The sequence below is a fragment of the Rufibacter sp. LB8 genome, assembly GCF_014876185.1.
GTDB lineage: Bacteria > Bacteroidota > Bacteroidia > Cytophagales > Hymenobacteraceae > Nibribacter.
This window is the reverse complement of sequence record NZ_JADALJ010000001.1, coordinates 3546962-3573003: the sequence shown is the minus strand read 5'-3', so window position 1 is coordinate 3573003 and position 26042 is coordinate 3546962. Positions and strand designations below refer to the sequence as shown.

Sequence of the window (26042 nt, the reverse complement as noted above, 5' to 3'; positions counted from 1 at the left end):
AACCACCTTGCCACACCCCACCTCCCATACCATCCCAGCCACCGCCGTCCTGTACCAGGTCCGCAGCAAGTATTTGGCGCGCAAGGCGTGGCTTTTTGCGTGGCAGGCGCTGGGCGTGATGTTGCCGTTAGCGGTGTGGGCGTATAGAAGCTGGCACCAGGGAACGGGCGAAGCGGCCATTGCCGCTGGCCTGCTGGGCGTCTTGCTCTTACTCTTGCAGGTAGTGCGCTGGGCACAGCTCAAGAGAAAGACCAGTACCCGGCAAATAGCCCAGCACCTGAACCGGAAATTCCCGCAACTGGAAGAAAGCGCCGAACTGTTTCTGGTGCCCTACCATGACTTGACCTTATTAGCCCAGCTTCAGAAACAGCGCATCATGCCAGCCTTGGAACAGCTACCGGTCGCGCAGGCGGCGCACGTCAACGCCAGGAATGGTTGGTGGGCGCTGATGGCCGGACTTCTGCTGGCTGGTGTGATTTGGCTGGTACCAGGCTTCCCGCGGGCTGAGAAACCAACCGCCGCCGAACGGCCCGGAACTTCGGCTAACGTAGAAACGCCCGTTGTTGCACCGAAGGCAATTTTACCGGCCATAGAACAACTGCACGTGCGCATTTCGCCACCGGCGTACACGCGCAAGGCACCGTATGCCGTGACCACGCCGTCGTTTAAGGTAGAGGCGGGCGCGCAGGTGACCTGGACGGTGCAGACTAACCAAGCCGTAAAATCATTGCAACTGGTGCTGAGCAATCATAAACCCATTCCGTTACGGCCCGTGAGAGGGAAGGAGAACACGTATTCGGCCAGCACCATGGCTACGCAGTCCTCACTGTACCATCTCAAGTTGAACGGGCAGGCCTCAGATTTTTATTCACTGGAAGTGATTCCAGACCAGCCTCCCAGCATTACCGTGCAGAAACCTGCCGCTTACACAGAGATTCTGTTTGGCCAGCCGCAGCGCGTAACTGTTCAGGCCACGCTGCAAGACGACTACGGCCTGCGCAGCGCCGAGCTGGTGGCCACGGTGGCCAAAGGCGAAGGCGAGGCCGTGAAATTCCGGGAGCAGCGCATTCCCTTGAATCTGTCGTTTGCCGGTCAGCCCAGGCGTTTGCAACTGAACCAGACCCTGGATTTACAGAAACTGGGCATGACCTACGGCGATGAACTCTATTTTTACCTGCAGACCCAGGACAACCACCGCGGCTCCTTCCGCACCGAGGCTTTTTTGGTAGAGATTGAAGACACCACCGTGGTAGAATCCATGGATGATCTGTCATTGGGCGTGAACCCCAACCCAGAGTATTTCCGGAGCCAACGCCAGATCATTATTGACACGGAGAAACTGATTCAAGAGCAGAAAAGCCTGGCTCCGGCGGTGTTCAACGACCGGGCCAACAACATTGGCGTGGACCAAAAACTGCTGCGGTTGCGCTACGGCAAATTCCTGGGCGAGGAGTTTGAGTCCAACATCGGCGCCGCCGGCTTACCCGAAGGCCACTCTGCGGACGACGGCCATGACCATGCGCCCAAGCAAGGCGAAAGCGAGCACCAAACCCAAATGAACGAACTCCTGGACCCTTACCTGCACAAACATGACCAGGAAGAGGCCGCCACGTTTTTTGAGCCCGCCGTGAAAGCCAAACTCAAAGGCGCGCTCGCCCAGATGTGGGAAGCCGAACTCCGGCTGCGCACCGGTCGGCCCAAGGAAGCGCTGCCGTTTGAGTACAAGGCGCTACGGCTGCTCAAAGACGTGCAGCAAAGTTCCAGGGTGTACGTGAAGAAATCTGGCTACGAGCCGCCGCCGCTCAAAGTACCTGAGAAGCGCCTGAGCGGTGACCTCAGCAAAGTACAGACCGTAGCCCTGCGCCGCGAAGAAAAGCCCGAGGCCTCTTACCCTGTGGTGCGGCAGGCATTGCAGCGCGTGGAGAATCTGAAAACGGGCGGCACCCCCCAGCCAGATGACGCCGCGGTGCTGGAACAGGCTGGGCAGGAGCTGGGCAAGGCCGCCATCCGGGAACCGGGCAATTACCTGCGGGCGCTGCAAGATCTGCGGCGCGTGGTGCAGGACCTGCGGGCCAAACGCAACGTTTGCGCCGACTGCTTGGTGCGGGTACAGACCGCGCTGCATCGTTTTTTGCCTCATTCTGAAAAACGAGCCCAAAAACGCCCCTCGGCCGCCGCTAAGAAAAAACTGGCCCAAGACTACTTTAACCGTTTAAATTGACCGTGACCATCCCGCTGCCGCTTCTTCTTTCCTTGGCATTGCTGTTGGGCGCCTGGCTCACGTGGCTGGCCGTGCGCCGGGCAGACCGCCGTTGGCTGTGGGCGCGGTTAGTGGCAAATTTGCTGGCGGTGGCGTGCCTGTTTTTCCTGGTTTCGCCGCCCAAAATCACGCGCATCTATAATGCCTCTGAAGCTATTTTAATAACCGAAGGCTACAGCACAGACACGCTTGAGCAGTTATTGAAACGCCTCAAACCCAAGCCGCAGGTTTTTTACTTCGGCGTAACTGAAAACAAACCGGGCAATCTGGTAAAAGACTTGACGGCTTTTCAACAAGAGCACCCGGCAGTGCAGACGCTGCACGTGTTGGGCCACGGGCTGAGAGAAGAAGAATTGGCGGCGTTAGATTCTATCAGGCTGGTGCCGCATTTATCACCGTTGCCAACGGGCGTGCTGGCTGCCTCGTGGCCGCAGAAAATCACGCTGGGCAAAGACCTGGTGGTGCAGGGGAAATTCACTTCGCCGGAAAAGGCTACTAGGTTGTATTTGCACGCCGCTGGTCTGAACCGAGATTCGGTGGAAGTGAAAAAAGGTGTGGGGCAGGCATTTTCGCTTCGGTTCAAACCCAAGTCTGCGGGGCGTTTTGTGTACCAGTTGCGGTGGCAGCAAGACGATTCCACGTACCAGGAACCCGTGCCCGTGCAGGTGGAGGCGCCTCGTCTGTTGAGCGTGTTGTTTCTTTCGTCCTCACCTTCGTTTGAAACCAAGTTTTTGAAGAACGCGCTGGCCCGGCAGGGGCACGGCGTGGCGGTGCGCACGCAGGTGAGCAAAGGCGTGTTCCAAACCGAGACCGTGAATTTGCTAACCCTTGCGTTGCCCCGACTCACCACAGCGCTGCTTCAGAAATTTGACGTGGTGCTGATAGATGACGTGACCTTGCAAGGTTTGTCCGGCAGTGAGAAGCAGATTTTGCAGCAGGCCGTGCGGCAGCAGGGCCTCGGGATTTTGACCTCTGTTTCCCAAACGCGGCCCAAACCAATCCCTTTTTTCATTGAAGCCGTTTTTGGCTCCGTTTCCGGAAATGAGGCCAAAAACGCCCCGGTGCAGTGGGCGGGACAATCTTCTAGCCAAGGTGCGGTTCCCGCGCCAAACGTATTTCTGAAACCACGGGAACATCAGCAAATTTTGGCCTGGGGGAAAACACGCGCGCACGCCTGGGCAATACACTCCAGAAAAGGTATGGGTCAGGTGGGCGTGAGCCTACTACTGGAGACGTTCCCGTGGGCCTTGGAAGGAAAAGAAGCCCACTATCAGCAATTCTGGGCCACGCTGTTGAGTGCCCTGGCCAAGCCTGCCCCAGCGAAGCCTTTTGCTTTTTCGCCCACTTATCCGGCCGTTAACCAACCGCTTTTGCTTACCACTACGGAGCAAGATATACAGGTTCTGAAAGCCGGTAGTGAACCACGTGTGTCATTGTCTTTGCAGCGAGAATCTTCTTTGGCATACAACACCGGTCTTTGGTGGCCCCAGAGCAGCGGCTGGCGTACTTTTGAAAGCGCTGGCGACACCTTATCATCTGTCTATGTCAACGCTGCCAGCGCCTGGGAAACGCGTCATGTATGGGCAAACCAACAGCGCCTGAAAAAAGCATCTCTGGCGTCAGAGCAATACCCGGCTGGCGCGCAGCCAAAAACTCATTCCCAGCCCTTTCCCCTATGGCCGTTCTGGCTTGTTCTCCTTTTGTGCGCCGCTTTTCTCTGGGTAGAGGAGAAGTTCTAAAAATTTTATACCTTTGCTAATATTAAATTTTATTATAGAAAGTTAGCATCCAAATACATTCATTTATCGTTCATATCAGGCAGTTAATCGAATCTCCCCCACCTGGTTCTGCCCTTTAAGTACCTTTGCATCATACCAGATTGCATCTCAGATTATACTATTGTTTTCATCAATCACATCCCGTATGCGTATATCTTTCCTCTTCTTTCTGAATGTACTTATTGGCCTGTTCTTGACCACCCAGAGCGTTCAAGCCAACCCAACTCTTTTGCTTGCCAACACAGACTCCCTCAAAACTCTGCCGCTGGCAGGCAACACGTATTGTGTGGGAAGCACGTTCACAGTCCCGTTTGAGACCGAATACACTTTCCCGAGTGACAACGTCTTCACCGTGCAGTTGTCCAGCTCCAGTGGCGCTTTCACGTCGCCCAGAGCCTTGGGAACTGCCGCTGGAACTGGTTCAGGGTCTATTGAGGTCACGTTGCCGCTGAACATCACGTCTGGCACAGCTTATAGAATTAGAGTAGTCGCCTCCAAGCCCCCGACTGACCTGGTGGTGAGAGACAACGGCACCAATCTAACCATTGGAACGCCCTTCGCCGCTCCTACCATCACCGCCAATGACGGTCTTTGCGCCGGTGGCACGTTAAGCTTAAGCGCTAATAACATCAGTGGCGCCACTTACGCTTGGACCGGGCCTAACAACTTTACCTCCACCAGCCGCACACCTACTATTCCTAATGTGAGCACTGCGGCTGCCGGCATGTATACTGTGGTAGTGACCTTACGCGGTTGTACTAACAGCGCCAGTAGAGAAATCACCATTAAACCGGCTACCGCCGATGCCGGCCCGGATAGAACTATTTGTATTGGGCAGTCTGTGCAATTGGAGGCTACCGGCGGTGTATCTTATAGCTGGTCTCCCACTACTACTCTTAATGACCCAAAGATTGCCAACCCAGTTGCCACGCCCACAGCTACCACTACCTATACAGTAACCGTCACCAATGAAAACGGTTGCGTGCGCACAGACCAGGTAGTTATAACAGTGGCTCCGTTGCCCGTTTTAACCATTGCGCCGGCGGCTGCTTCCATCTGTATTGGTTCTTCTGTGCAATTGCAGGCCTCTGGCGCTGTTTCTTATTCGTGGAGCCCAGCTATTGGCTTGGATGACCCCACCAGCGCCACACCTATCGCCAGCCCAACCGCCACTACTACCTACACGGTTACCGGAACATCGGCGGCTGGCTGCGTGAACACAAAAACCGTGGTGGTAACTGTAAAGGCTCTGCCAATTGCTAATGCCGGTTTTGATAGAAGTATTTGTTCAGGGCAAGCTCTTACGCTAGGCGGCACCAATACCACCAACGGTGTTTATTTGTGGGAACCAGCCATAGGATTGTCCAGTGCTACTCTCAAAAACCCTTTGGTAACCCTACAGAATACCACCTCACAGCCTATCACCACCATTTATAAGTTGACAGTAATTTCCAACGGATGTACCAATACTGACGAAGTAGCAATCACCGTAAACCCCTCCGTTCCAGCTAACGCTGGGCCTGACCGAGCTATTTGCCTAGGTGGAAGCACACAGTTAAATGCAACCGGTGGCACTGGTTACCGATGGTCTCCTACTACTAACTTAAGTGACCCTAACAGCCCAAATCCTGTTGCTTTTCCTACGGCCACCACCCGTTACATTGTAACAGTCACCAATGCTGAAGGCTGTAGCCGCAATGATACAGTATTTGTAAACGTGAACCCAGTACCGGTAGTGACGGTGACTCCGGCTGCTCCTTCTATCTGTATTGGTTCCTCTGTGCAGTTACAGGCCACAGGTGCCGTAACCTATGCTTGGAGCCCGGCCACTGGCCTAAGTGATTCAACAACTGCCAATCCCATTGCTTCTCCTTCAGCAACCACTACTTATACAGTTATTGGGTATTCTGCTGCAGGTTGTGCCAGTGCGGCTAAAACAATAACCGTTAGAGTAAACCCCTACCCCATTGCCAATGCAGGATTAGATAAGACCGTTTGTTCTAGACAAGCCACAATAGTAGGGGTACCAGCAGTACCTGGTTATACCTATTCTTGGTCACCGGCTACTGGCCTTAACAATCCAAAAGCAGCCAACCCAACGCTTACGTATCCGGGGGATAGTACAACTCGCTTTAAAGTTACTTACACCTTGACTGTAACCGCCAACGGCTGCTCTTCTACAGATGTGGTGGAAGTCACTGTGAACCCTACGGCTTATGCAGGACCGGCTGTCACTATTTGCCCAGGCGGTAGTACTCAGTTGCAGGCTTCTGGTGGTGCCTCATACAGCTGGAGCCCGGCCACTGGCCTGAGCGACCCCACTATTGCTAACCCAATCGCCTCTCCAACGGCTACTACCACGTACACGGTGACGGTGACCAACCCAGACGGCCTTTGCACCTCCTCCTCAAGTGTTAGGGTAACGATGGGCACTTTCCCTACCATTGCCGCCACCACGTCTGAAACTAATATCTGCCCTGGCAGTCCTGTGAACCTTACAGCCACCGGCGGTACCAGGTACACATGGTTCCCGGAAACAGGCCTGAGCAACCCGGCCATCGCCAACCCAGTGGCTACGCCTACCGAAACCACCACGTACACAGTGACAGGTTACAACGCGGCCGGCTGCTCTAGTACCGCGCAGGTGACAGTGACCGTTAAACCATTGCCGCAGGTAACCTTAGATCCATTTGGCCCGATTTGCCTGGAAAAAGGAAACATAACCTTGACTGGTGGTTCACCTGCCGGAGGAACCTATACTGGCCCGGGCATCACAAACAACATTCTGGACCCACGGGCCGCCGGTGAGGGCACCTTTACCATTTCTTATACCTACAGTGATCCGGCAGTAGACTGCCCTGTTACAGTGACGCAGCCGGTGACCATTGCCAATTGCCTCAGCGCCGCCGACGAGGCCCAAGCCGCTACCTTGAGTGCCTACCCTAACCCGGCACAGACGGAGTTGTTGGTGACAGCTTCAGTAACCAAGACGGAGAGCATTGCCTTACAGTTGGTAGATATGAAAGGAAACGTTGTCTACCAGAAATCAATAAAGGCCAGCGCTGGTGAACTGAAACATGAGATTCAGGTAGGGCAATTGCCGCAAGGCTTGTATGTGTTGCACTACCGCACCGCAGCCGCCACCACTACCAGAAAGATTGTTATCTCCCGGTAACCACACCGGCAAATAAAGAAACCCAAGCGCCCCTGCCAAATGTTGGCAGGGGCGCTTTTTTGTAAATCTATTTGTCGGCTGGAAACCAAAAATGCCTCGATAGAAGCTACCGGCTTCTTCTAGTAGTAGTCCATTTAAGTAATCCATTTACTGAATTTAAATAGGGCGATTGAAAAACCTTATCGACTTCAAGCCTATAAGTCAGACTTCCGAAAATAGGGGTCAGGTATTCCTTCAGAGCAAAACCTATACATGGATGCTATTGGGATTATTATCCTTGGAATGTTTCCTCATTTTCGGGCTCATTTCCGGAAATGAGCCCGAAAACGGAAGGCTGGTGCGTTTGCCTGTTAAAGGCAACCAATCTGAAACTCTGAGCCAATTCATTCCATTGAATGAACAAACGGTATTTGAGCAGCACTTTCCCATTTAGCCTATATGACCAGGTGCCCTTTCATGTTAAAGATTTGGACTGATGCGGTGCGGAGCTTGACCAAAGGCGAATACCAGAGACAGGGCAACGGCACCATAGAGTAGCAGACACAAAAAACCGTCTGCGTTTTGGGGCTCATTTCTGGAAATGAGTCCCAAAACGCAGACGGCTGCTTACTCTTTCTTACAAGTACCGGTTACCGAAGGATTTTGAATTCGGTGCGGCGGTTGAGTTGGTGTTCTTCCTCAGAGCAGGTGGCGCCGTCAGTACACTTGTTGCGCAACTTGGTTTCGCCGTAGCCTTTGGCAATGACTCGTTTGGGATTTATGCCTTTGGAGAGAATGTACTTGACGGCGGTGGCAGCGCGCATCTGCGACAGCAGTTGGTTGTATTTCATGGTCTGGCGGCTGTCTGTGTGCGACCCCAGCTCAATGCGGATGGTGGGGTTGTCCTGCAGCATGGCTACCACCTTGTCCAGCTCGGCAATAGATTCCGCCCGAAGGTCATATTTGTCCAAATCATAGTAAATGTTCTCCAGCACAATGGCCTTGTTAGGCGTGTCGCGGTTGAGCACCATTTCCATGGAGACCGTGTCAGTCACTTTCCGGCAGTCTGGGGCCACGTGAATGGTTTGGTTCAGGTAGCCGCGCTTGCTGCCTTTAATGGTATAGAGCGTGTTGGCTTCCACCTCAAACAGGAATTCGCCTTTGGCATTAGAAGTCACCTGGAACGATTTGAGCGTGTCGCCGCCGGTGGCTTGCACAGACAGCGTCACGCCTTCAACCGGCGAAGACGTAGACGTGCCGTTTTTGCTGGTGATGCGCACAAACGTCACACCGGCCAGTTTACACGGAATGAACTTGGGCGCAAACCTAAAAATGTTGTCTGAGCCCACGTCTGAGTCTCGGTTAGAAGAGAAAAAGCCGTTTTTGCCGTCCTTTTCGTAAATGAGGCCAAAATCATCCCTGGGCGAATTAAAGGGATAGTACAGGTTCTCCACCTGTTTCCAGGCATTCTTGTTGCCCACCGCGGAGAAGATATCCAAGCCGCCCATGCCTATGTGCCCGTCTGAGGAAAAATAAAGCTTGCCGTCTTTGTTGATCACCGGGAACACCTCCTTGCCTGGCGTGTTGATCTCTGGCCCTACGTTCTTGGGGTCTGTCCAGGAACCGTCTGGGCGGCGTTCAGAGAAATAGATATCGGTTTGGCCGTAGCCGCCGGGCATGTCAGAGACAAAATAAAGCAGGTTGCCGTCTTGCGAAAGTGCCGGGTGGCCCATGGAATAAGACTCGCCCTTGTTAAAGGCGAACGGCACCGGCTCCTGCCATTTCCCGTTCTTGAGCGTGGCGCTGTAAATCTCCAGGCGGTTGATGAATTTGTCGTTTTTGGAGAATTTCTGCCACACGTTGGCTCCCTGCACTTCCTCTGGCAGCACGCGGTTTTTCACCTGCTTGGTACGGGTAAAAAAGACTTCCTGGAAACTCTCAGAGAACGTGGCGGTGGCGTTGTGGTATTCAGTATTGATGGTGTTGTCCAGGGGTTTGATGGCGCCCCAGTTGTTGTCTAAGCGGGGTGCGTAGTACAGCTGCAGGTACGGCGTGCCGGTCCAACCATAAACTTTCTGGTCATTGCTGGTGAGGCGGTCTGAGGAAAACACCAGGCCGTCTTGGTAGAAAACTGGGCTAAAATCTGCGTAGGTGGAGTTCAGCGCTTGTTCCTGGGTTATTTCAAAAGCCATGGGGCGGTCAATCCAGGCCATGGCCCAATCGCAGCCCTTGGCAAACTGCAGGGCTTCGTCTCTTCTTGCCGGCTCGCGCTCCGCAAACAAAAGGTAATGGCGCTTGGCGGTGAGGTAATCACCGTTCTGCTTGCTGGCTTCGGCAAAATAGAACAAGTTAACGGGCGCCGAACCGGCAAACCCAATCACCTGGCGGTACCAGAAGGCGGCGTTTTTGGGCTGGTTCATGAAACGGTAGCAATGCGCTATTTTCTCTACCAGTTCCAGGGTGGGCTGGTTTTTCTCCAGCGCCGATTGGTAACCCTTTAAGGCCAGGGCGTACTCAAAATCATCAAAATGTTTGTCGGCCTGTTTGGTGTCTTCCTGCGCCCAGCTGGCAAGCGGGCTCAACACCAGGGCAAACAGAAAGAAGACAGTGGCAATAAACGTTTTCATAGGGTTTGGTCGGGCGGGAGGCGCTGTTTGCACAGCTGGGTCTAGTTTTTCTTCCATTTTGAAAATAGAGGCCAAAAACGGCTTTTATGAAGAAATAGTATTAAAAATATCTTGGCGTGAGCATGCGGCCATTCACGTTCTTGAGCAGATAGTAGCCTACTGAAATCTCATGGCTGGAATAGTTCTGCAACCCTCCCACTGAAAAGTCATAGGAGTACCCAAACCGAAGCCGGGGCGAGGCATACACTTCCAGAATGCCGGCCAGGGTATTGCTCAGGCGCGTGTTGGGGCTTTGGGTGTCACTGTTCAGAATACTTAGGCTGGTCCTGTAAGAGGCACCTACCCAGAATCTCTCGCTGAACAGCACAAAGGCGTTCAGGTCAATGGCCGCCGGACCGCTGAAATCCTCCTTCAGCAAAAAGCTGGGCTTGAATTTAAGCTCCGGGCCCAGGTCAATCACACCGCCTGCCGTTAAGAACAGGTGGGGCGTGGGGGCTAGCAAAACGTCATCTTTAAAGAACAGCAAGTTACTGACAGAGGCACCGGCGTAGAAAAGATTGCTGTGCAGGTACGCGCCTATTTTGGCCGTAGGCGTAAAGGCCCGCTCAATCCCGAAAGGCAAAGCCAGGTCATCGCGTTCCTCTGGTCTGAGCATGGTACCGTCTACTACTTGCTGGGCCGCGCCCAAAGAGATGCCCACCGCCAGGCGGGTGGTGCGGTTAAGCGAGATGCGGGCGGCCACGTTGCCGGTAACTTCTGTGTAGCGCTGCGCGCCCAGGCGGTCATGCGTAATTACGGCCCCTGCGCCTAGTTTTTTGTTAAGGTTGGCGTCAAAACTAACGGTCTGGCTTAATGGGGCGCCTTCTAAACCTGTCCACTGGCTCCGGAAAGACCCACTGAAACTGGAGAAGCCCTTGCTGCCCGCGTACGCTGGGTTGAGCAGCAAACCGTTGAACATGTACTGGGTAAACTGGGGGTCCTGCTGGGCGTAGGCATTCCCCAAAGAGGAAAGGCCCAGCACCACCAGCAAGAAAATTTGTATAGTACGCTTCTTCATAAACTTCATTTACTAACGCTTGAGCATGATGTAGCCACGGTAGGTTTCTACCCGGTTATCACACAAGCGAACTTTGAGCACATAATAATAGGTACCTTCTGCCAAGCCGGCACCAGCCCAGTCATTTCTGTAGCCTTTCACACGGTGCACTTCCCCACCATAACGGTTCACTACCACCAATTCATTGTCTGAGAACGCCTCTAGGTTTCTTACTTTCCAGACATCGTTCTTGCCGTCATTGTTAGGCGAGAAGGTGTTTGGCACCATCAGTTCAGCGGCAATGGTAATAGGTTGCACCGTGAGGGTGGCAGGAGCCGTGGTACAGGTGCTGTTGCGGGCTTCTACTCTTAATTGCACCGGAACGTTGCCAGAACCTGTCACTTGTATTTCCCTGGTTCCCTGGCCCGCGGTAATCTGCCAGCCAGCCGGCAACGTCCATGCGTATGAGGTAGCCCCAGGCACAGCCTCCACCGCGAACCGATAGCCACCGCAAGGGCTGCTGATGTTCTGGATCTGCGTGATGGTTCCCAAGGCATCGCCTACGGTTACCGCCAGGGTAGACGGTGCACTGCTGCCACACGCGGTGGTCGCCATAACGCTCACCTGGCCAGATGTTCCTGCCTGTACTACCAGCACCGTGGTTCCCTGGCCAGACTGAATGTTCCAACCAGTTGGCACAGACCACGTGTACCCGGTGGCCCCTGCTACCGGCGTGATTTCATATCTGATGCCGGCAGTAGTACCGCAGACCACAGCCGGACCGGCAATGGCTCCCGGAGTTGCGGGGGTAATGCTGCTTGGGGTCACGGCTAGAATTCTGGTGAGGCTGCTTCCGCAAGAATTAGAAACCACTACGCTCACGTTTCCGGCTTCCTGTGATGGCCGTACCTGAACAGAAGCTGTTCCGGCCCCGGAGACCAAGGTCCAGGTAGCTGGTATGGTCCAGGCATAACTAGAGGCGCCTGTCACATTCATGACCGTGTACGTCACCAAGGTGTTGTTGCCACATGGTTTGTCTGGTCCTTGCACATTCCCTACCTGTAGGTTATTTGGAGTAGGCGTGACGGTCAGCGTACGGCTATCACTGTCTCCGCAGGAATTTCTGGCGATGACCATAATATTTCCAGCCGTGGCACCAGCCGTGGCTGTCAGGGTGGTAGTTCCCTGACCGGAGACAATGGCCCAACCAGGTGGCACGCTCCATACATATTCTGTAGCGCCCGGAACTGCAGCAATGCTGTATACCAAGCCTGTTTGGCTAGCACAAGGCGTGGCAGTAGTGGGTGTGATGGCGGCCGGTCTGGCTGGCTTGGTCCCGTTTACCACCACCGCCAACGTAGCAGGCACCGGATTGTTCACACAGGCATTTATGGAGATAACTCTGATGGTTCCGCCGGTAGTACCCGTGTTGACTGTTACGGTATTTGTGCCTTGGCCTGAGACAAAACTCCAACCCGTAGGCAGTGACCATTGGTAGGTGGTAACACCCGCCACCGGCAGGACAGAATACACTTGGGGTCCCCCAATACAGATGGCAGTGTTTCCATTAATGGCACCCAAGGCAGGCGCTGGGCCTGTCACCTGAACCGCCAGGGTAGACGCTGCGCTGGTGGCGCATGCACTCACTGCTTCCACAGAGATTTGCCCGCCTGTAGTACCCGCTCTAACTCTTACTGAGGCAGACCCTTGGCCTGCCAGTAAGGTCCAACCAGCAGGAACTGTCCAGGTATAAGAGGTAGCCCCATTCACGGCAGGCACTGTGTACACTAAGTTATTGGTACCAGGGCAAGTAGTGGTAATTCCGGTAATGGCGCCTGGTGTTGCCACCACAGCGCTGTTCAATTTCACGGCTAACACTTTGGTGCTGGTTCCGCAGCCATTAGAGGCTATTACACTAATATCACCTTCTGTGGTACCTGCCTGCACTGTGATTTGAGTTCCTCCTTGCCCGCTGATGATAGACCAACCGGCTGGCACAGACCAGGTGTAGGTAGCAGCTGCGGCTGAAGCTGCCATGGAGTAGGTTAATCCTGTAGCATTAGCGCACACGGTGGCTGCTCCCTGTATCTCTGAAGCCAAGACCGGTGCCTGCCCAATGGCCACGGCTACCGTTGCCGCGGCGCTGGTTCCGCAGGTATTGGTGGCGGTGACAGCAATAGTGCCACTTGCCGTACCTGCATTCACCTGTACCTGCGCTGTTCCCTGCCCTGACACAATGTTCCAACCGCCAGGGACAAACCACGTGTAGGTAATGCCTGCCACCGGATTTTGTACGGCGTACTGTACTTGCTGGGCATTGGCACAAACCGTTGTGTTGCCTAGAATGCCTGCCGGTACCGGCACCGCGGCAGGTGTTACCTGCAACTCAACCGCAGGCGTGTCGCCGCAACTGTTAGAGGCAAACACTCTTATAAATCCAGCGCTGTTTCCGGCTTTTACGGTAATTGCATTGGAAGTGCTTCCACTCACTATCGTCCACCCGAAAGGTACTGACCAGGTATAGCCCGTAGCTCCTGTTACCGCATTCACCGTGTAGGTAAGATTCTCCTCGCCACTGCAAGGTGCCTGTTTCCCAGCAATAGCCGACAAGGTCTCCGTGATTGGATCCTGGATGGTTACTGCCAAGGTACGGGCAATGGTTCCGCAACCGTTGCTGCCTTCCACGGTGATTGTTCCGTCAAGGGTGCCTGCATCTACCGTGATGGATGGCGTGTTCTGACCAGACCGAATAGTCCAACCTGTTGGAACAGTCCAGTTATAGGTAGCACCGGCAACGCCATTCACAGCGTACACCAAGGAGGTAGTACCACCACAGACAGACGTTTGACCCGACAAGGCTCCGGTAATAGCCGGCGTACCCGCATTTGGCGCGACTGCAAAAGCAAATGCAGGGCTAGTGCCACAACCATTAGAGGCCGTTACTAAAATATTTCCGGCGTTTGTGCTAGTGTTTACTTCAATGGTAGGTGAATTCTGGCCAGAGACAATGCTCCAGCCTGCTGGCAAAGTCCAGGTATAGGCGATGCCTTCTACAGGGTTCACAACAGAATAAATCAGCCCTTGGCTATTGCCACATGGAGCAACCTGCCCAAGAACACCAGTTGGTGTGGTAGGTGCCGCTTGTGACGGTGTCACGGCCAGACTGCTGATGGGACTATCGCCGCAGGCATTCGTCGCTTTCACGGTGATTTGCCCAATTGAAGTTCCAGCAGTCACTATAATAGCCGGTGAATTCTGGCCACTTTGAATGACCCAGCCATTCGGCACTGACCATGTATACCCTGTAGCACCCGGCACTGCCGAGATGGAATAGGTAACATTGGTTTCGTTCTCACACGGCACTTCATTGCCATCAATAGCTGGCAGTGCGGCCAATGGTTGCGCCACAGTAACAGCCAAAGTATTAGTAGTGGTGCCACATGTATTTATGGCCTCTACCTTAACTGTGCCACTTACGGTACCCGGTACCACGTTGATGGAACGTGAACCCTGCCCGCCAGTTATGGTCCAACCGGTAGGTACTGTCCAGGTATAACCAGCGGCACCGGCAACGGCAGCAATTGAATACGTTTGGCTGGCGCTGGTAGAACAAATAATGGAAGTACCGCTAATAGCACCTACTGCTGACGGCCTTGTACCTGGCTGATTAATAGCCAGGGTGGCAACCGGGCTGGTGCTGCAATTATTAGAAGCCACCACAGAAACGCTACCAGCAGATGCACCCATCTTCACAGTAATGGCCGAAGTTCCTTGCCCGTTGACAAAAGTAGCTCCTGCTGGAATTGTCCAGGTATAGGTAGTAGCCCCAGCTATTACCGGCACAGAATATGTGTATTCGCCATTCTCACAAACTGTGGCAGGTCCATTGATTGCCTGCATGGGCAGTGGTGCGCCCGAGGTGATAATGACTACCAAGCTGCGCGAGACAGTGGTACCACATTGATTGACTCCGGTGACTACTAAATTTCCTGAACCGCTGGTTGGTGCTGTTACAGTGATTTGAGTAGTACCTTGCCCAGAGAGCAATGTCCAGCCCGTTGGTACCGTCCATTGGTAATTTGTAATGCCAGCAGTTGAAGTCACAGCATAAGTAAGCGGCGTGGCAGCAGGGCAAACGCTGGCTGGGCCAGTGATTGGGTTCAAAGCAATTACCCCGGTGGTAGGTGTTACCTGTAGGTTCACGGCTGTTCCAGTTCCACACGCATTGCTGGCGCTTACGGTTACTTGTCCAGTGACACTTCCAACAGTCACTTGCACGCTGGCTGTTCCCGCACCCGAGGTTATAGTCCACCCTGTTGGCACAGACCAATTATAGGTAAGCCCGGCCACTGGGTTGACAACGGCATAGGTAGCCACTGCATTAGTACATGGGGCAGCCGGCCCCGTAATGCTTTGAGGAATGGCTGGCGGATTGGAGAATGGCGTTACGGCCAAGGTTGTGACTGGGCTATCTCCGCAGGAAGCAGAAGTTGCTTTCACAGACACGTTACCAGCAGTGCTTCCGGGGGTGACCGTAAGGCTGGTAGTTCCCTGTCCACTCACAATAGTCCAGGTAGCTGGCACAGACCACACATAAGATGTAGCTCCGGCAACCGCATTGGTGGCGTAAACAACATTTCCCAGACCAATACATGGTGCCGTAGTGCCGGTGATGGCATCTGGTGCCTCAGGGGTCTGCCCTGTGATGGAGACAAACCTAGAAGCTGCGCCATTGCTTTCGCCGCAGCCATTAAGGGTTTTAACCGAAATCAATCCGCTGGTGAGTCCTGGTCTGATGGTCACTTGGTTGGTGCCCTGGCCAGAAACTAATGTCCAACCAGCTGGCACTGCCCAAGTATAACCGGTTACCCCGGCTACAGGTTGAACAGAGTAAGTATAGGTAGCTGAAGAAGAACAGTATTCATCTAACCCAGTAATAGGGCCCGGGTCTGTAGGAGGTGCCGGTGACACCACCACATTTTTTGTAGAGGTTGTCGTTCCACACATATTTGTTCCGACCACAGAAATAACACCACTTGTTGGCCCAGGGGTTACCGTTACCTGTGCGGTTCCTTGGCCTGAGACAATATTCCAGCCAGCAGGGAAAGACCAGGCATATGTATCTCCCGCTACAGTGGCATTCACAGAATACGTCAATTGCCCAGCATTCGCACAAAGTACGTCAGTCCCTTGAATTCCTGTTAAAATCGGAGGACGAGAGGCAGTGACTGCCAAAACAAATGGCTCACTGGCACCGCAAGCATTAGAAGCCACCAATGTTAGGTTTCCTGGGCCAGGTCCACCAGTAATATCAACTTCAATAATAAGTCCAGCATTTGAAATGAAAGTCCAACCAGCAGGTAAAGTCCAGGTGTAAGTCACACCTGCCACTGGGTTAATCACTTTATACGTATTCCCGGTCACACCGCAAATCTGCGCCATCCCATTGATTCCGTCAGGGCGGGCAGGTACACTACCAGATGGGCTGACCACAAGGCTTGCCGCCGGGCTGTTGCCGCAGTCATTAGAAGCTACCACTGTAATGGAACCTGTTGTGCCGCCTGCTTTCACTTGTATAGAAGTAGAGGTAGCGGTTCCAATAATGCTCCAGCCTGCTGGCACTGTCCAGTTATAACCGGTAGCACCAGCTACTGCTGCAATAGAATACGTGACCACTTCATTCTCACAAGGCATAGGTTTACCGCTAATGGCACCCGGCGTCGTTGAGATAGGTCCGTTTACGGTAACAGCCAGTGATTGAGTGGAGGTACCACAATAATTCCAAGCTTCTACAGAGAGAGTGCCACTTTGCGTATTCGGCTTCACCGTAATACTGGTAGAACCCTGACCCGAAAGAAGGGTCCAGCCGGTAGGTATTGACCAGGTAAGGCTCTTGGCATTGGCTACCGGAGAGATGGAATACGTGCGGCTGGCATCAGTAGAACAGATTGTGGTTACTCCTGAGATAGCGGAGATTGGGCTAGGTGCCACTTGTGACAGCTCTACATTAATCTTAGCCACCCGGGTATTTCCACAAATATCCGTCACAGACACCAGCACTTCTCCAGATACAGTTCCCATTCTTACGGTAATGCTGTTCGTGCCTTGTCCAGCTTGAATGTTGGCGGTCAAGGGTACTTGCCAGGTATAGCTGGTAGCACCCGCAAGGGCCGGAATAGAATAGGTTTGTACTTCATTAGTGCAGCTTTCAATGTCACCTGCAATAGGTCCAATGGCCACGGGAAGAGCAGGGGCAACTGTCACCGCCAGAGAACGGCTAGTCGTTTGACCGCAGCCGTTCAGAGCGCTTACGCTGATAGAACCGCTATTGCCTACGTTCACCTGCACACTTGCCGTGCCCTGACCAGAAAGAATGCTCCAGCCGGCGGGCACAGTCCAGGTAATGGCAGAGGCGGAAGCGGAAACAGGAACTGTGTAGGTCTGCGTGGTGCCTTGGCAGAAGCCGCTGGAAGTACCGGAGATGTTGCCCGCCAGCGCTGGTGCATCAGAGGTCACAGTCACCGGTTTGCTAAGCACCGGGCTATTGCCGCAGGTATTTTGGGCTGCAACAGACACCGTTCCTGAAGAGCCGCTCACCGTCAACGTAATCTGCGCTGTCCCTTGCCCAGACACCAAGGTCCAGTTAGCCGGATAGTTCCAATTATAGGTAAGGCCTGACTGAGGATTATCTACTGAGAAGACTTGTTGACTATTGGCACAGATGACAGAAGCGTTTGAGATTCCTGAAGGCTGGGTTGGTGCGGTACCCGAAGGCGTCACAGTCAAACTAGCCGCTGGGCTTGCGCCACAATCATTGTTAGCAGTCACTGTAATGGCACCAGATAAGGAACCTGCTGTCAGAGTAATGCTTCTTGTTCCCTGTCCAGATTGGATGGTCCAGTCGGCTGGCATTGTCCACGTGTACCCAGTGGCACCGGCAATAAAAGGCACTGAATAGGTAAGACCTGTCTCACCAATACACGGCGTTAATTTTCCTGTTAAGCCCGTTGGGGCAGAAGCAATTGCCTGGTTAACCGTAATGCTCATGGTACGGGATGTTTGTCCACAACCGTTAGAAGCAGTTATAGTAGCCACCCCGCCAGTTGTACCAGGCTGAACTTCCACCGTAGTGGTTCCTTGTCCAGAAATGATAGTCCAACCTGTTGGGAAAGACCAAGAATAGTTGGTTGCCCTTGCCACCGTGGCGATAGAATAGGTCTGTGTGGCAGCCGTGGCACAGAAAGCCGAAGCACCGGCAATAGGGCCAACTGGCTCAGGAGCTCCTGGAGATACATTGATGTTCAGGATGGATTCTGCACTAGTGCCACAGCTATTGACAGCTTTCACCGTCACCTGCCCAGAGGCATTCCCCAGTCTCACAGTAATACTTCTGGAAGTTCCGCCAGCCAGAATGGTAGCTTCTGCTGGTACTGTCCATATATAAGAAGTCGCGTTAGCCACTGCGGCTACTTCATAGGTTACTTCTAGATTGGCACAGGCGTTGACCACGCCGGATATGGTGCCCGGTGTCTGTGGGGCTGCTGGTAGAACAGAAACAGCCAAAGTTCGGCTAGGACTGATGGCACAGCCGTTTTCAGCCGCCACAACTACGTTTCCAGGTAATGAACCAGCCGTCACGGTAATGGTATTGGTGCCTGCGCCAGCAGTAACAAGCCAACCTGTAGGAACACTCCACTCAAAGGAAGATGCGTTTGTTCCACTGACAGAGTAGGTATAAGAACTACCAGCACAAACATTCCCTTGTCCAGCTATATTGCTGGTTAAGGCTGGTGAACCAGATGTTGGCGCCACAGTTAAGGAAGCAGCAGGACTAGTTCCGCAGCCGTTGGTTGCGGTTACCGTGATTTCACCACCGGAGGTACCCACGTTCACTACTAAGTCTGCAGTGCCTTGCCCTGAAACTATAGTGATACCCGCTGGCAATGACCAGGTATACGTCATGTCAGCTATAGGATTTCTAACAGAATACGTGATATTCTGGCTGTTCGCACATGGAAGTTCCTGCCCTACAATAGCCTCTGGCTGAACAGGTGGAAATGTGGAAGAAGTCACTGTCTGGGTTCTCACCGGGCTTTCGCCGCAGACACTTACTGCTTTCACGGTTACGTTGCCAGTACCAAGTCCGGTAGTAACAGTAATGCTGGTGGAATTTTGACCGCTCTCTAACGTCCAGCCGGCGGGCACTTCCCATACATATCCTGTTGCACCTGTTACTGCCGCAATAGAATAGGTAACCGTTGTTCCCCTGCATGGTAGTGGATTACCTGAAATGGCGCCAGGCTGTATGGGTTTAACACCCGTGATGGTAATGGCTTGAGATGAGGCAATACCTTCACCACAGACATTGACTCCAGCCACTGAAATAGAACCGCTGTTGGTAGAGGGCCTTACCACAATAGATGTAGTTCCTTCACCTGACACCAAGGTCCAGCCAACAGGAATGGTCCAGTTGTAGGTGGTGGCACCTGCTACCGGTGTAATAGAATAAGTGTATTCTGTATTATCAGCACAGTAGGAGACAGGTCCTGAAATTGACCCTGCAGCGTCTGGTGCATTAGGGAAGATAGTAACATTAGTTGTGCCAGTAGCAGTGCCGCAAACATTGGTTGCCGCCACCGCTACAGCTCCGGAGGTTCCATTAGGCTGAAGGGTGATGCTCAAGGTGCCTTGTCCATTTAAAACAGTCCAACCAACAGGGTATGTCCAGTCATAAGAACTGGCATTGGCAACCGCAGCAATAGAATACGTAACCGGTCCGCCTCCAATACAAAGGCTGGTGGGCCCGCTAATGGCAATAGGACTTTGAGGTGCACCAAGAGTGGCAGTCACAGCAAGCGTTTTGGCAACCCCTGTTCCGCAGGCATTGATTCCAGCCACTGAGATTGTACCACTGCCAGTTCCGGCAGTTACGGTAATGCTGTTGGTCTCAGATCCGGCGGTGATACTCCAGCCATCTGGCAAGGTCCACTGGTAAGATTCTGCCGTAGCTACTACAGGAACGGTATACACCAAGCCCGTGGCACCAGCACAGATAATGCCCGCCCCACTTATATTCCCAGCAAGCACCGGTACTCCGCTACTTGGTGTAATAGGAAGAATGGCACCTGCACTTTCACCGCAACCGTTTTCTGCCTTAACTTCCACAGACCCGGGAATTGTACCTATTGTGATCACCACCTCGGCGGTGCCTTGCCCAGAAGACACAGACCAGCCCGTAGGAACAGACCAATTGTAGTTTACATTTGGCTGTGGGCTCACCACCCGGTACGTTACCTGAGAGCCTACACAAGGTCTTTGGGCGCCTGTGATACCTGCTGGAGTAGCTGGAGGCTCTGTAAATGGAGTGACACCAAATGTTCTGGCAGGGCTGTCCCCGCACAGGTTGTTCGCCATCACAGAAATATCGCCGGGTAGGCTTCCAGCCGTCACAGTGATACTGGTAGTATTCTGCCCTGCGGTAATAGCCCAGCCACTTGGTACTTCCCACTTATAGGAAGTGGCGCCTGAAACTGCAGGGATAGTATAAGTCAAGCCTGGTTGGCCCACGCATGGGTTCGCCGCGAAGGCACTTCCCGCAATGGCCGCTGGCCGCAATGGCGCAGAACCGGTGATGATGACTGCCAAAGTACCATCTGCGGCATTGTTGCCGCAGGCATTGGAAGTCCTTAAGCGCACCTCGCCACTCTGGGTTCCCGGAATCACGCGTAAGGTGGAGCCTGTCTGCCCCGACACAATTTGCCAGCCGGCCGGAACGGTCCAGAAATAATTGGTGGCAAAAGGGACCGGCGTTACAGAATACTCCTGCACCGTATTGGTAGCGCATAATCTATCAGGACCTGATATAGCACCAACTACCCCAGGAGCGTTAGGATTCACGGTGGTGTTGAAAACGGTTTCCTCACTGCCGCCGCAACCGTTAGTGGCCTTTGACTTAAGAACTGAGATTTCACCAGAGGTAGAACCAATGGTCACGACCAACGTGCCAGTACCCTGACCAGACACAATTGTCCAGCCGGCAGGAATGTTCCACTGGTAACCAGTGGCGTTGTCTACCGGTGAGGCTAAAAAGGTATATTGACTTCCTATACAAAGATCGGTAGGGCCCGTAATGACAGGCGGTACCTCTGGTATGTTGGGAGAAGAAATAACTAGCAATTCTTTGGTAACACTGTTCCCGCAACCGTTGACGGCGGTCACAAGCACTTTTCCAGAAATGACGGCGTTCACCTTCACCGTTATTTCATTGGTACCCTGTCCAGCCGTAATATCCCAACCGCTTGGCGTGGACCATGTGTAAGAGGAAATAGCGCCTCCCGCCGGAACTCTATAAGTAAGAACCGCGCCAAGGCAAACGTCATCTTCTCCTGTGATATCACCGCCAATGGCCGGTGGACCGGTAGTAGGCGCTACTGCCAGGCTGGTAGCTGCCGTAATACCGCAACCATTCTCAGCAGTTACCTCTACATTACCTGTATCGCTTCCTATGGTGACGGTAATCTGGGAAGTACCCAAACCAGCGGTAACCACCCAGTTAGCAGGCACGGACCAGTTATACTGCACTCCTGCTACAGCGTTCCGCACGCTGTATATTTTACCGGTCGCGCCAATACAAGGCACGGGATCACCTTCAACAGCCTCAGGCAGTGAGGGGGCAGTGCCAGCGGTTGCGACATTGATGGCAATAGGGGCGCTGTCGCCACAAGCATTGCGGGTAAACACCCTTACCTGTCCGGCTCCCACGCCTGCGGTCACGTTTATGCTTGGCCCGGTTTGGCTTCCTACAATGGTCCAGCCAGAAGGAACAGACCAAATATAGTTAGAGGCATCTGTTACCGGGGCGACCGAGTAAGTAAGGCCTGCTTGGTTTTCACAGGGGAAGCGAGCGGAAGGGTCAGCATTAATAGCAATTGGTGCCGCTGGGGGCTCCGTTCTGACAGTAGTGGTTCTGGTGGAAGCAGTTCCAGAGCCGCATTGATTTTGGACAGTAACTGAAATTGTACCCGTGGCACCTACCCGAACTTGCACACTTGGGCCATTATTGGCTGAAAGCAACGTCCAGCCATTGGGGAGGGTCCAGGTATAGCCGGTAGCACCTGCTACGGGTGCGATGGAGTATGTTTGAATACTTGTAGTTCCGCAGACTTCATCTATGTCTGTAATTGGACCTGCACTTAGTGCACTTGGCACCACCTGTACATTAAATGATGTGGCAGAACTTGTACCACAAGAATTTACGGCCTGCACAGTCAAATTACCTGAGATTGAACCAGTAGCGACGGTAATTTCTCTTGTATTTCCCCCAGAGACCACAGTCCAGTCAGCAGGAATAGTCCACACATAGGAAGTTGCGTTGGCCGAAGCATTAGCTGTGTACGTAGTGGTTTGACCCTGGCAGATAATGGCTGAGCCGGTAATTGCTGAAGGAGTAGTTGGGGCAGCCGGGGATACTACTTGGTTGACAGACTTGGGCAAGCTGTTGCCGCAGGTATTTTCAGCCGTTACGGTCACTTGCCCTCCGGTACTGCCCGGGGTAACCACAATTGCGTTGCTTCCATGTCCAGATTTAATAGTCCACCCAGACGGCACAGTCCACTGGTAAGAACGGGCACCTGTTGCAGCATTTATAGAATACACTATTTCCGGCACACCTGCACAAATTAGCCCGGGAGTTATGATCTCGCTTGAGAAAACAGGAACACCGTTAAAAGGAGTTACTGGCTTTTCGAGGGCTGATGGGCTTGGACCACAACCATTACCAGCCTTTACACTGATAATTCCAGCATTGCTTCCAACGAGTACCGTTATCATAGAAGTGCTATCCCCATTTTGGATAGCCCAACCAGCAGGCACAAACCAGTCATAGAACAAACCTGCTATTGGATTTTCAATCTGATAAGTGATAATACTACCTGCACAGGGAGTAAGATCTCCGAGAAAATTAACAGGAGCGTCAGGCGCAGAGCCAAAAGGAACCACACTAATGCTGGTAGCTGTACTGAACCCACAGCCGTTTTCGGCCTTAATCGTGATTTGCCCCGGAGTGGAACTGGAGGTAGCAGTGATGGTTCTGCCCCCATTTGACCGGTTGGTAATTACCCACCCATCAGGAAGTTCCCAATCATAACTTTGCGCACCAGGAACGCTATTTACAGAATATACCAATCCCGTCTGCCCAATACAAGGCGCTAAGGCCTCTGGGGAAGTAGGAACAAATACTGGAGCAGCTGGCCTAGAATTACTTACCTCTATATTAATAGTTTTTACATCTTGGCCGCAGCCATTTGTAACGGTCAGTTTTAATAGTCCACCAGAAGTTCCTTGCTTAACGGAAACATTAGTCCCTCCTTGGCCGGAAAGAATTGACCACCCAGTCGGAACTTCCCAAAAATATGTTAGCGCATTAGCTACAGGATCAACTGAATACGTTTGTGGTGGATCTGACGAACAGATGGTTAAATCACCGTTTATACTTCCAATTTGAGGAGCAGCCGGTGAAACAATTATTTTTTTGACTCTGGGGGAACTTGGTCCACAAATATTGTTGGCGACTACAAAAATAGAGTCACTAGGAGCCCCTACTTGTAGAGTAATAGAAGTAGTTCCCTGTCCTGACAAAACTGCCCAACTTGTAGGCACAGACCATGTATAATCTATAGCGCCTGCAACTGAATTTATAGAATAGGTAACCGTGCCAGTATTAGCACATAAAATATCATTAGATGCTGTAATACCACCTGGTGCTGGAAGTACGCTTAAAATGACCGTTATGTCTTTCTCAATAGCAGCACTATTACCGCATGGGTTGTTTGCAACTACTCGTATCTTCCCACTAGTGGGCCCAAACTGTACTGTAATCTGCTCTGAACTGTCATTGGTGATAATGGTCCAGTCAGCGGGCACGGTCCAGATGTAATCTTTGGCTTGAGTACCAGAGGGAATAGAGAATGTCTCTTGACTTCCTACGCAATACGTTGAATTACCGCTAATGGGTCCGGCAATGGTAGGTTTAGAGGGGTATAAGTAAACATTGAAAGAAGTAGAATCACTTAAACCACAGGGACTGTCGGCCCGGGCGGAAATGGTTTGCGTACCAGGCGTAGTTCCGGTGGTAACAATAATACTGCTGGCGTTATTGGGACCTATAGCAGTCCATCCTGGAGGAAGATCCCAAGAATACCTGGCGCCAGGAATGGGTTGATCTACAGTAAACGTATAAGGATCTGTTACTCCCGCCTGCAGAACACAAGCAAATTCAGGTCCTGTAATTCCTGCTGGTTTCTTATTAACGGGGCAAATGATCAAGGTGGAACTACTGTTATCCAGATCTACGTCTATGCCAGTTCCTGAAACGTCAGTGGCAGTAGTTATAAAGTTAGCTCTGTTTAACCGAACGGTCACTTCTAGTGTCTCAACTTGCCCCACAGGTAAAACCGGGATTTCCCAATACCCGTCTGCCGCATTGTAAGTGCCTGTGGTTTGCGTGGCACTTATAAAAACCAAGGCATTGTTGGGTAACCAACCAAAGTTAACCTCTACACCTTCCTCATTATCTGGCCCAGTGTTGGTGACTGTAACGGTATAAGTAACAACATCATTTACTACGTATTTTCCATCAGGGGAAGCTGCCGGACTCACCGTTTGAGAAATGGTCAAATCTGCAATGGCCGCCGCTGGGTCAGAGGCAAAGCTATCCAGCAAAGACACGCTGCCTTCCTGGCTGAGCAACTTGCCTTCTACTTGGGCGCCGTGTTCGGCGTTGATGTCACCTTTGGCCAGAATAGACCCTTTTAAGGTGCTCTGGGCGTTCAGTTTTACGTTGCCGTTCACCACCCACACCACATTACGGGAACGCAACCGCTTAGAGAGCTTTACTTGCGCAGACGGTGACAGAATCAGGTTTCCCTCTACTTTAAAGATGTACAGTTCGTCTTTTTGGCCGGTGCCCTGCAGCGTGAGGGTACCTTTTAAAAGAGCACTTCCTTTGATGTGGTACACGCCCGGCGCCAGGGTAGCGCCCGAAAGGTTTTTGCCGTCAAGGGTGGCGGTGGGTTTTGTGGAGGCCAGCTCTGCGTAGAGGCGGTTCACCTGCGCCTGGGTCTGCTGCTGGCTCTTCAGTTTTGTTGTTACCGGAAGGGTCTTGCCGTATTTGGCGGTTTCTACCGCCGGGGCTATCAACTCGCCTTTTACAGAGGAGTTGCCAGAAAGGAGCAGGGGGTTATGGCTAAAAAGGGTTACTTTTCTTAGAGACTGGAGCGGCGACTTCACTTGTGCCCGCACTTCTTGTAAGAAAAGTGTCAGGAGCACAATTAAAAGTAAACGTGTTTTCATGCAGAAGTTAATGAATCGCAGGAAAATCACTTAGCATACCCCGGCAACATACGCGCCTAAAAGCAACAGGCGGCAGCTGGCTCTTTCAACCAACAGTCAATTTCAGGGGGCCGTCTGGTTGCCCAGAACACGCCCAGGGGGCACTACAAGTAGACTTAACGCGATATGTAAAAGCTAAAAGTACTGTAAGCGTAAAATATAAGCGGAACCTGTCAACAGCAAATACCAGCAGGGATCATGCAATAAGGCAGGCTTCTTTGGTTGTGTTCAGTTTCTGGCAACGGGGGAAAGCCAGAAAGGCAATGGTTGATTGGTTGATGTTTTTGTGTGTGGTGGAGGGCAGGTACGGGGAAATTGAATTGTAATTATATTCATAGAATGCCCATACAATTGGTATGTTTTTTAGCCATAAAAATCAATATTGAATTTTCTACAAAGGAAATAAATCTCCTCAAAAGTACAAAAGGCTCATTTTCAGACAACAGTACAACTCCAAAACCAGAACCTTTCCTACTGCGTCTGTCAGGAATTAGCGTGATTATATGCCAGATTTAATTATAAATATATGGTAACAACAAATATAGTATAATAAAATTAACAGTAATACCACCGTAAATAACAAGCGCTTGCCTGCAAGAGTACGTTTCCCAAAACCACAATAGCACTTTGACAATGTAGCTGCCATTGCAAAACTGCCTGTAATCTTTTGGCGTCACCATCTCGGTTCATGCCATAGTTTCTCTAAGGTGCTTCTAAAAAGACAAGGCAACCACGCCAAACCCCTACTTCGCTTAAAATTTCACGCAAACAAGCACAGCAAGACACACACTCACAGGTA

At 52.4% G+C, this 26042-nt stretch carries 6 protein-coding genes; 3 read left to right on the top strand and 3 right to left on the bottom strand.

The window, feature by feature from the left end:
• The first annotated feature begins 7 nt into the window (after positions 1-7).
• From IMY23_RS14910 to IMY23_RS14900, 3 genes are all read left to right on the top strand, one after another.
• Positions 8-2221, top strand: coding sequence for a DUF4175 family protein (locus IMY23_RS14910; protein ID WP_192822858.1), 2214 nt, complete (start codon positions 8-10; stop codon positions 2219-2221).
• Entirely contained in the window at positions 2218-3999 is a 1782-nt protein-coding gene (locus IMY23_RS14905) for a hypothetical protein (protein ID WP_192822857.1), read from the top strand. Before IMY23_RS14910 ends, IMY23_RS14905 begins: the two co-directional genes overlap by 4 nt.
• Positions 4000-4183: 184 nt before the next feature.
• The gene (locus IMY23_RS14900) at positions 4184-7213 is read left to right on the top strand and encodes a T9SS type A sorting domain-containing protein (RefSeq protein ID WP_192822856.1); all 3030 of its coding nucleotides are present in this window, start codon (positions 4184-4186) and stop codon (positions 7211-7213) included.
• Positions 7214-7842: 629 nt separating this feature from the next.
• Here IMY23_RS14900 and IMY23_RS20215 read toward each other — a convergent pair.
• The 3 genes from IMY23_RS20215 to IMY23_RS14885 all read right to left on the bottom strand — a co-directional run bounded on the left by IMY23_RS20215 (position 7843) and on the right by IMY23_RS14885 (position 25204).
• Complete coding sequence (locus IMY23_RS20215) at positions 7843-9819, bottom strand: OmpA family protein (RefSeq protein ID WP_304621580.1); 1977 nt, start codon at positions 9817-9819, stop codon at positions 7843-7845.
• Between the two features lie 100 nt (positions 9820-9919).
• Positions 9920-10876 (bottom strand): type IX secretion system membrane protein PorP/SprF, encoded by a 957-nt coding sequence (locus tag IMY23_RS14890; RefSeq protein ID WP_192822855.1) that lies wholly within the window; start codon positions 10874-10876, stop codon positions 9920-9922.
• Positions 10877-10888: 12 nt separating this feature from the next.
• Positions 10889-25204: a gliding motility-associated C-terminal domain-containing protein gene (locus tag IMY23_RS14885; RefSeq protein WP_192822854.1), complete on the bottom strand. Its 14316-nt coding sequence runs from the start codon at positions 25202-25204 to the stop codon at positions 10889-10891.
• Positions 25205-26042: the final 838 nt, after the last annotated feature.

Bases quoted from the DNA above. Each gene is read 5' to 3' on its own strand.
- IMY23_RS14900 (WP_192822856.1), top strand. From the start codon at position 4,184: ATGCGTATATCTTTCCTCTTCTTTCTGAATGTACTTATTGGCCTGTTC.
- IMY23_RS14885 (WP_192822854.1), bottom strand. From the start codon at position 25,204: ATGAAAACACGTTTACTTTTAATTGTGCTCCTGACACTTTTCTTACAA.
- IMY23_RS14890 (WP_192822855.1), bottom strand. From the start codon at position 10,876: ATGAAGAAGCGTACTATACAAATTTTCTTGCTGGTGGTGCTGGGCCTT.
- IMY23_RS20215 (WP_304621580.1), bottom strand. From the start codon at position 9,819: ATGAAAACGTTTATTGCCACTGTCTTCTTTCTGTTTGCCCTGGTGTTG.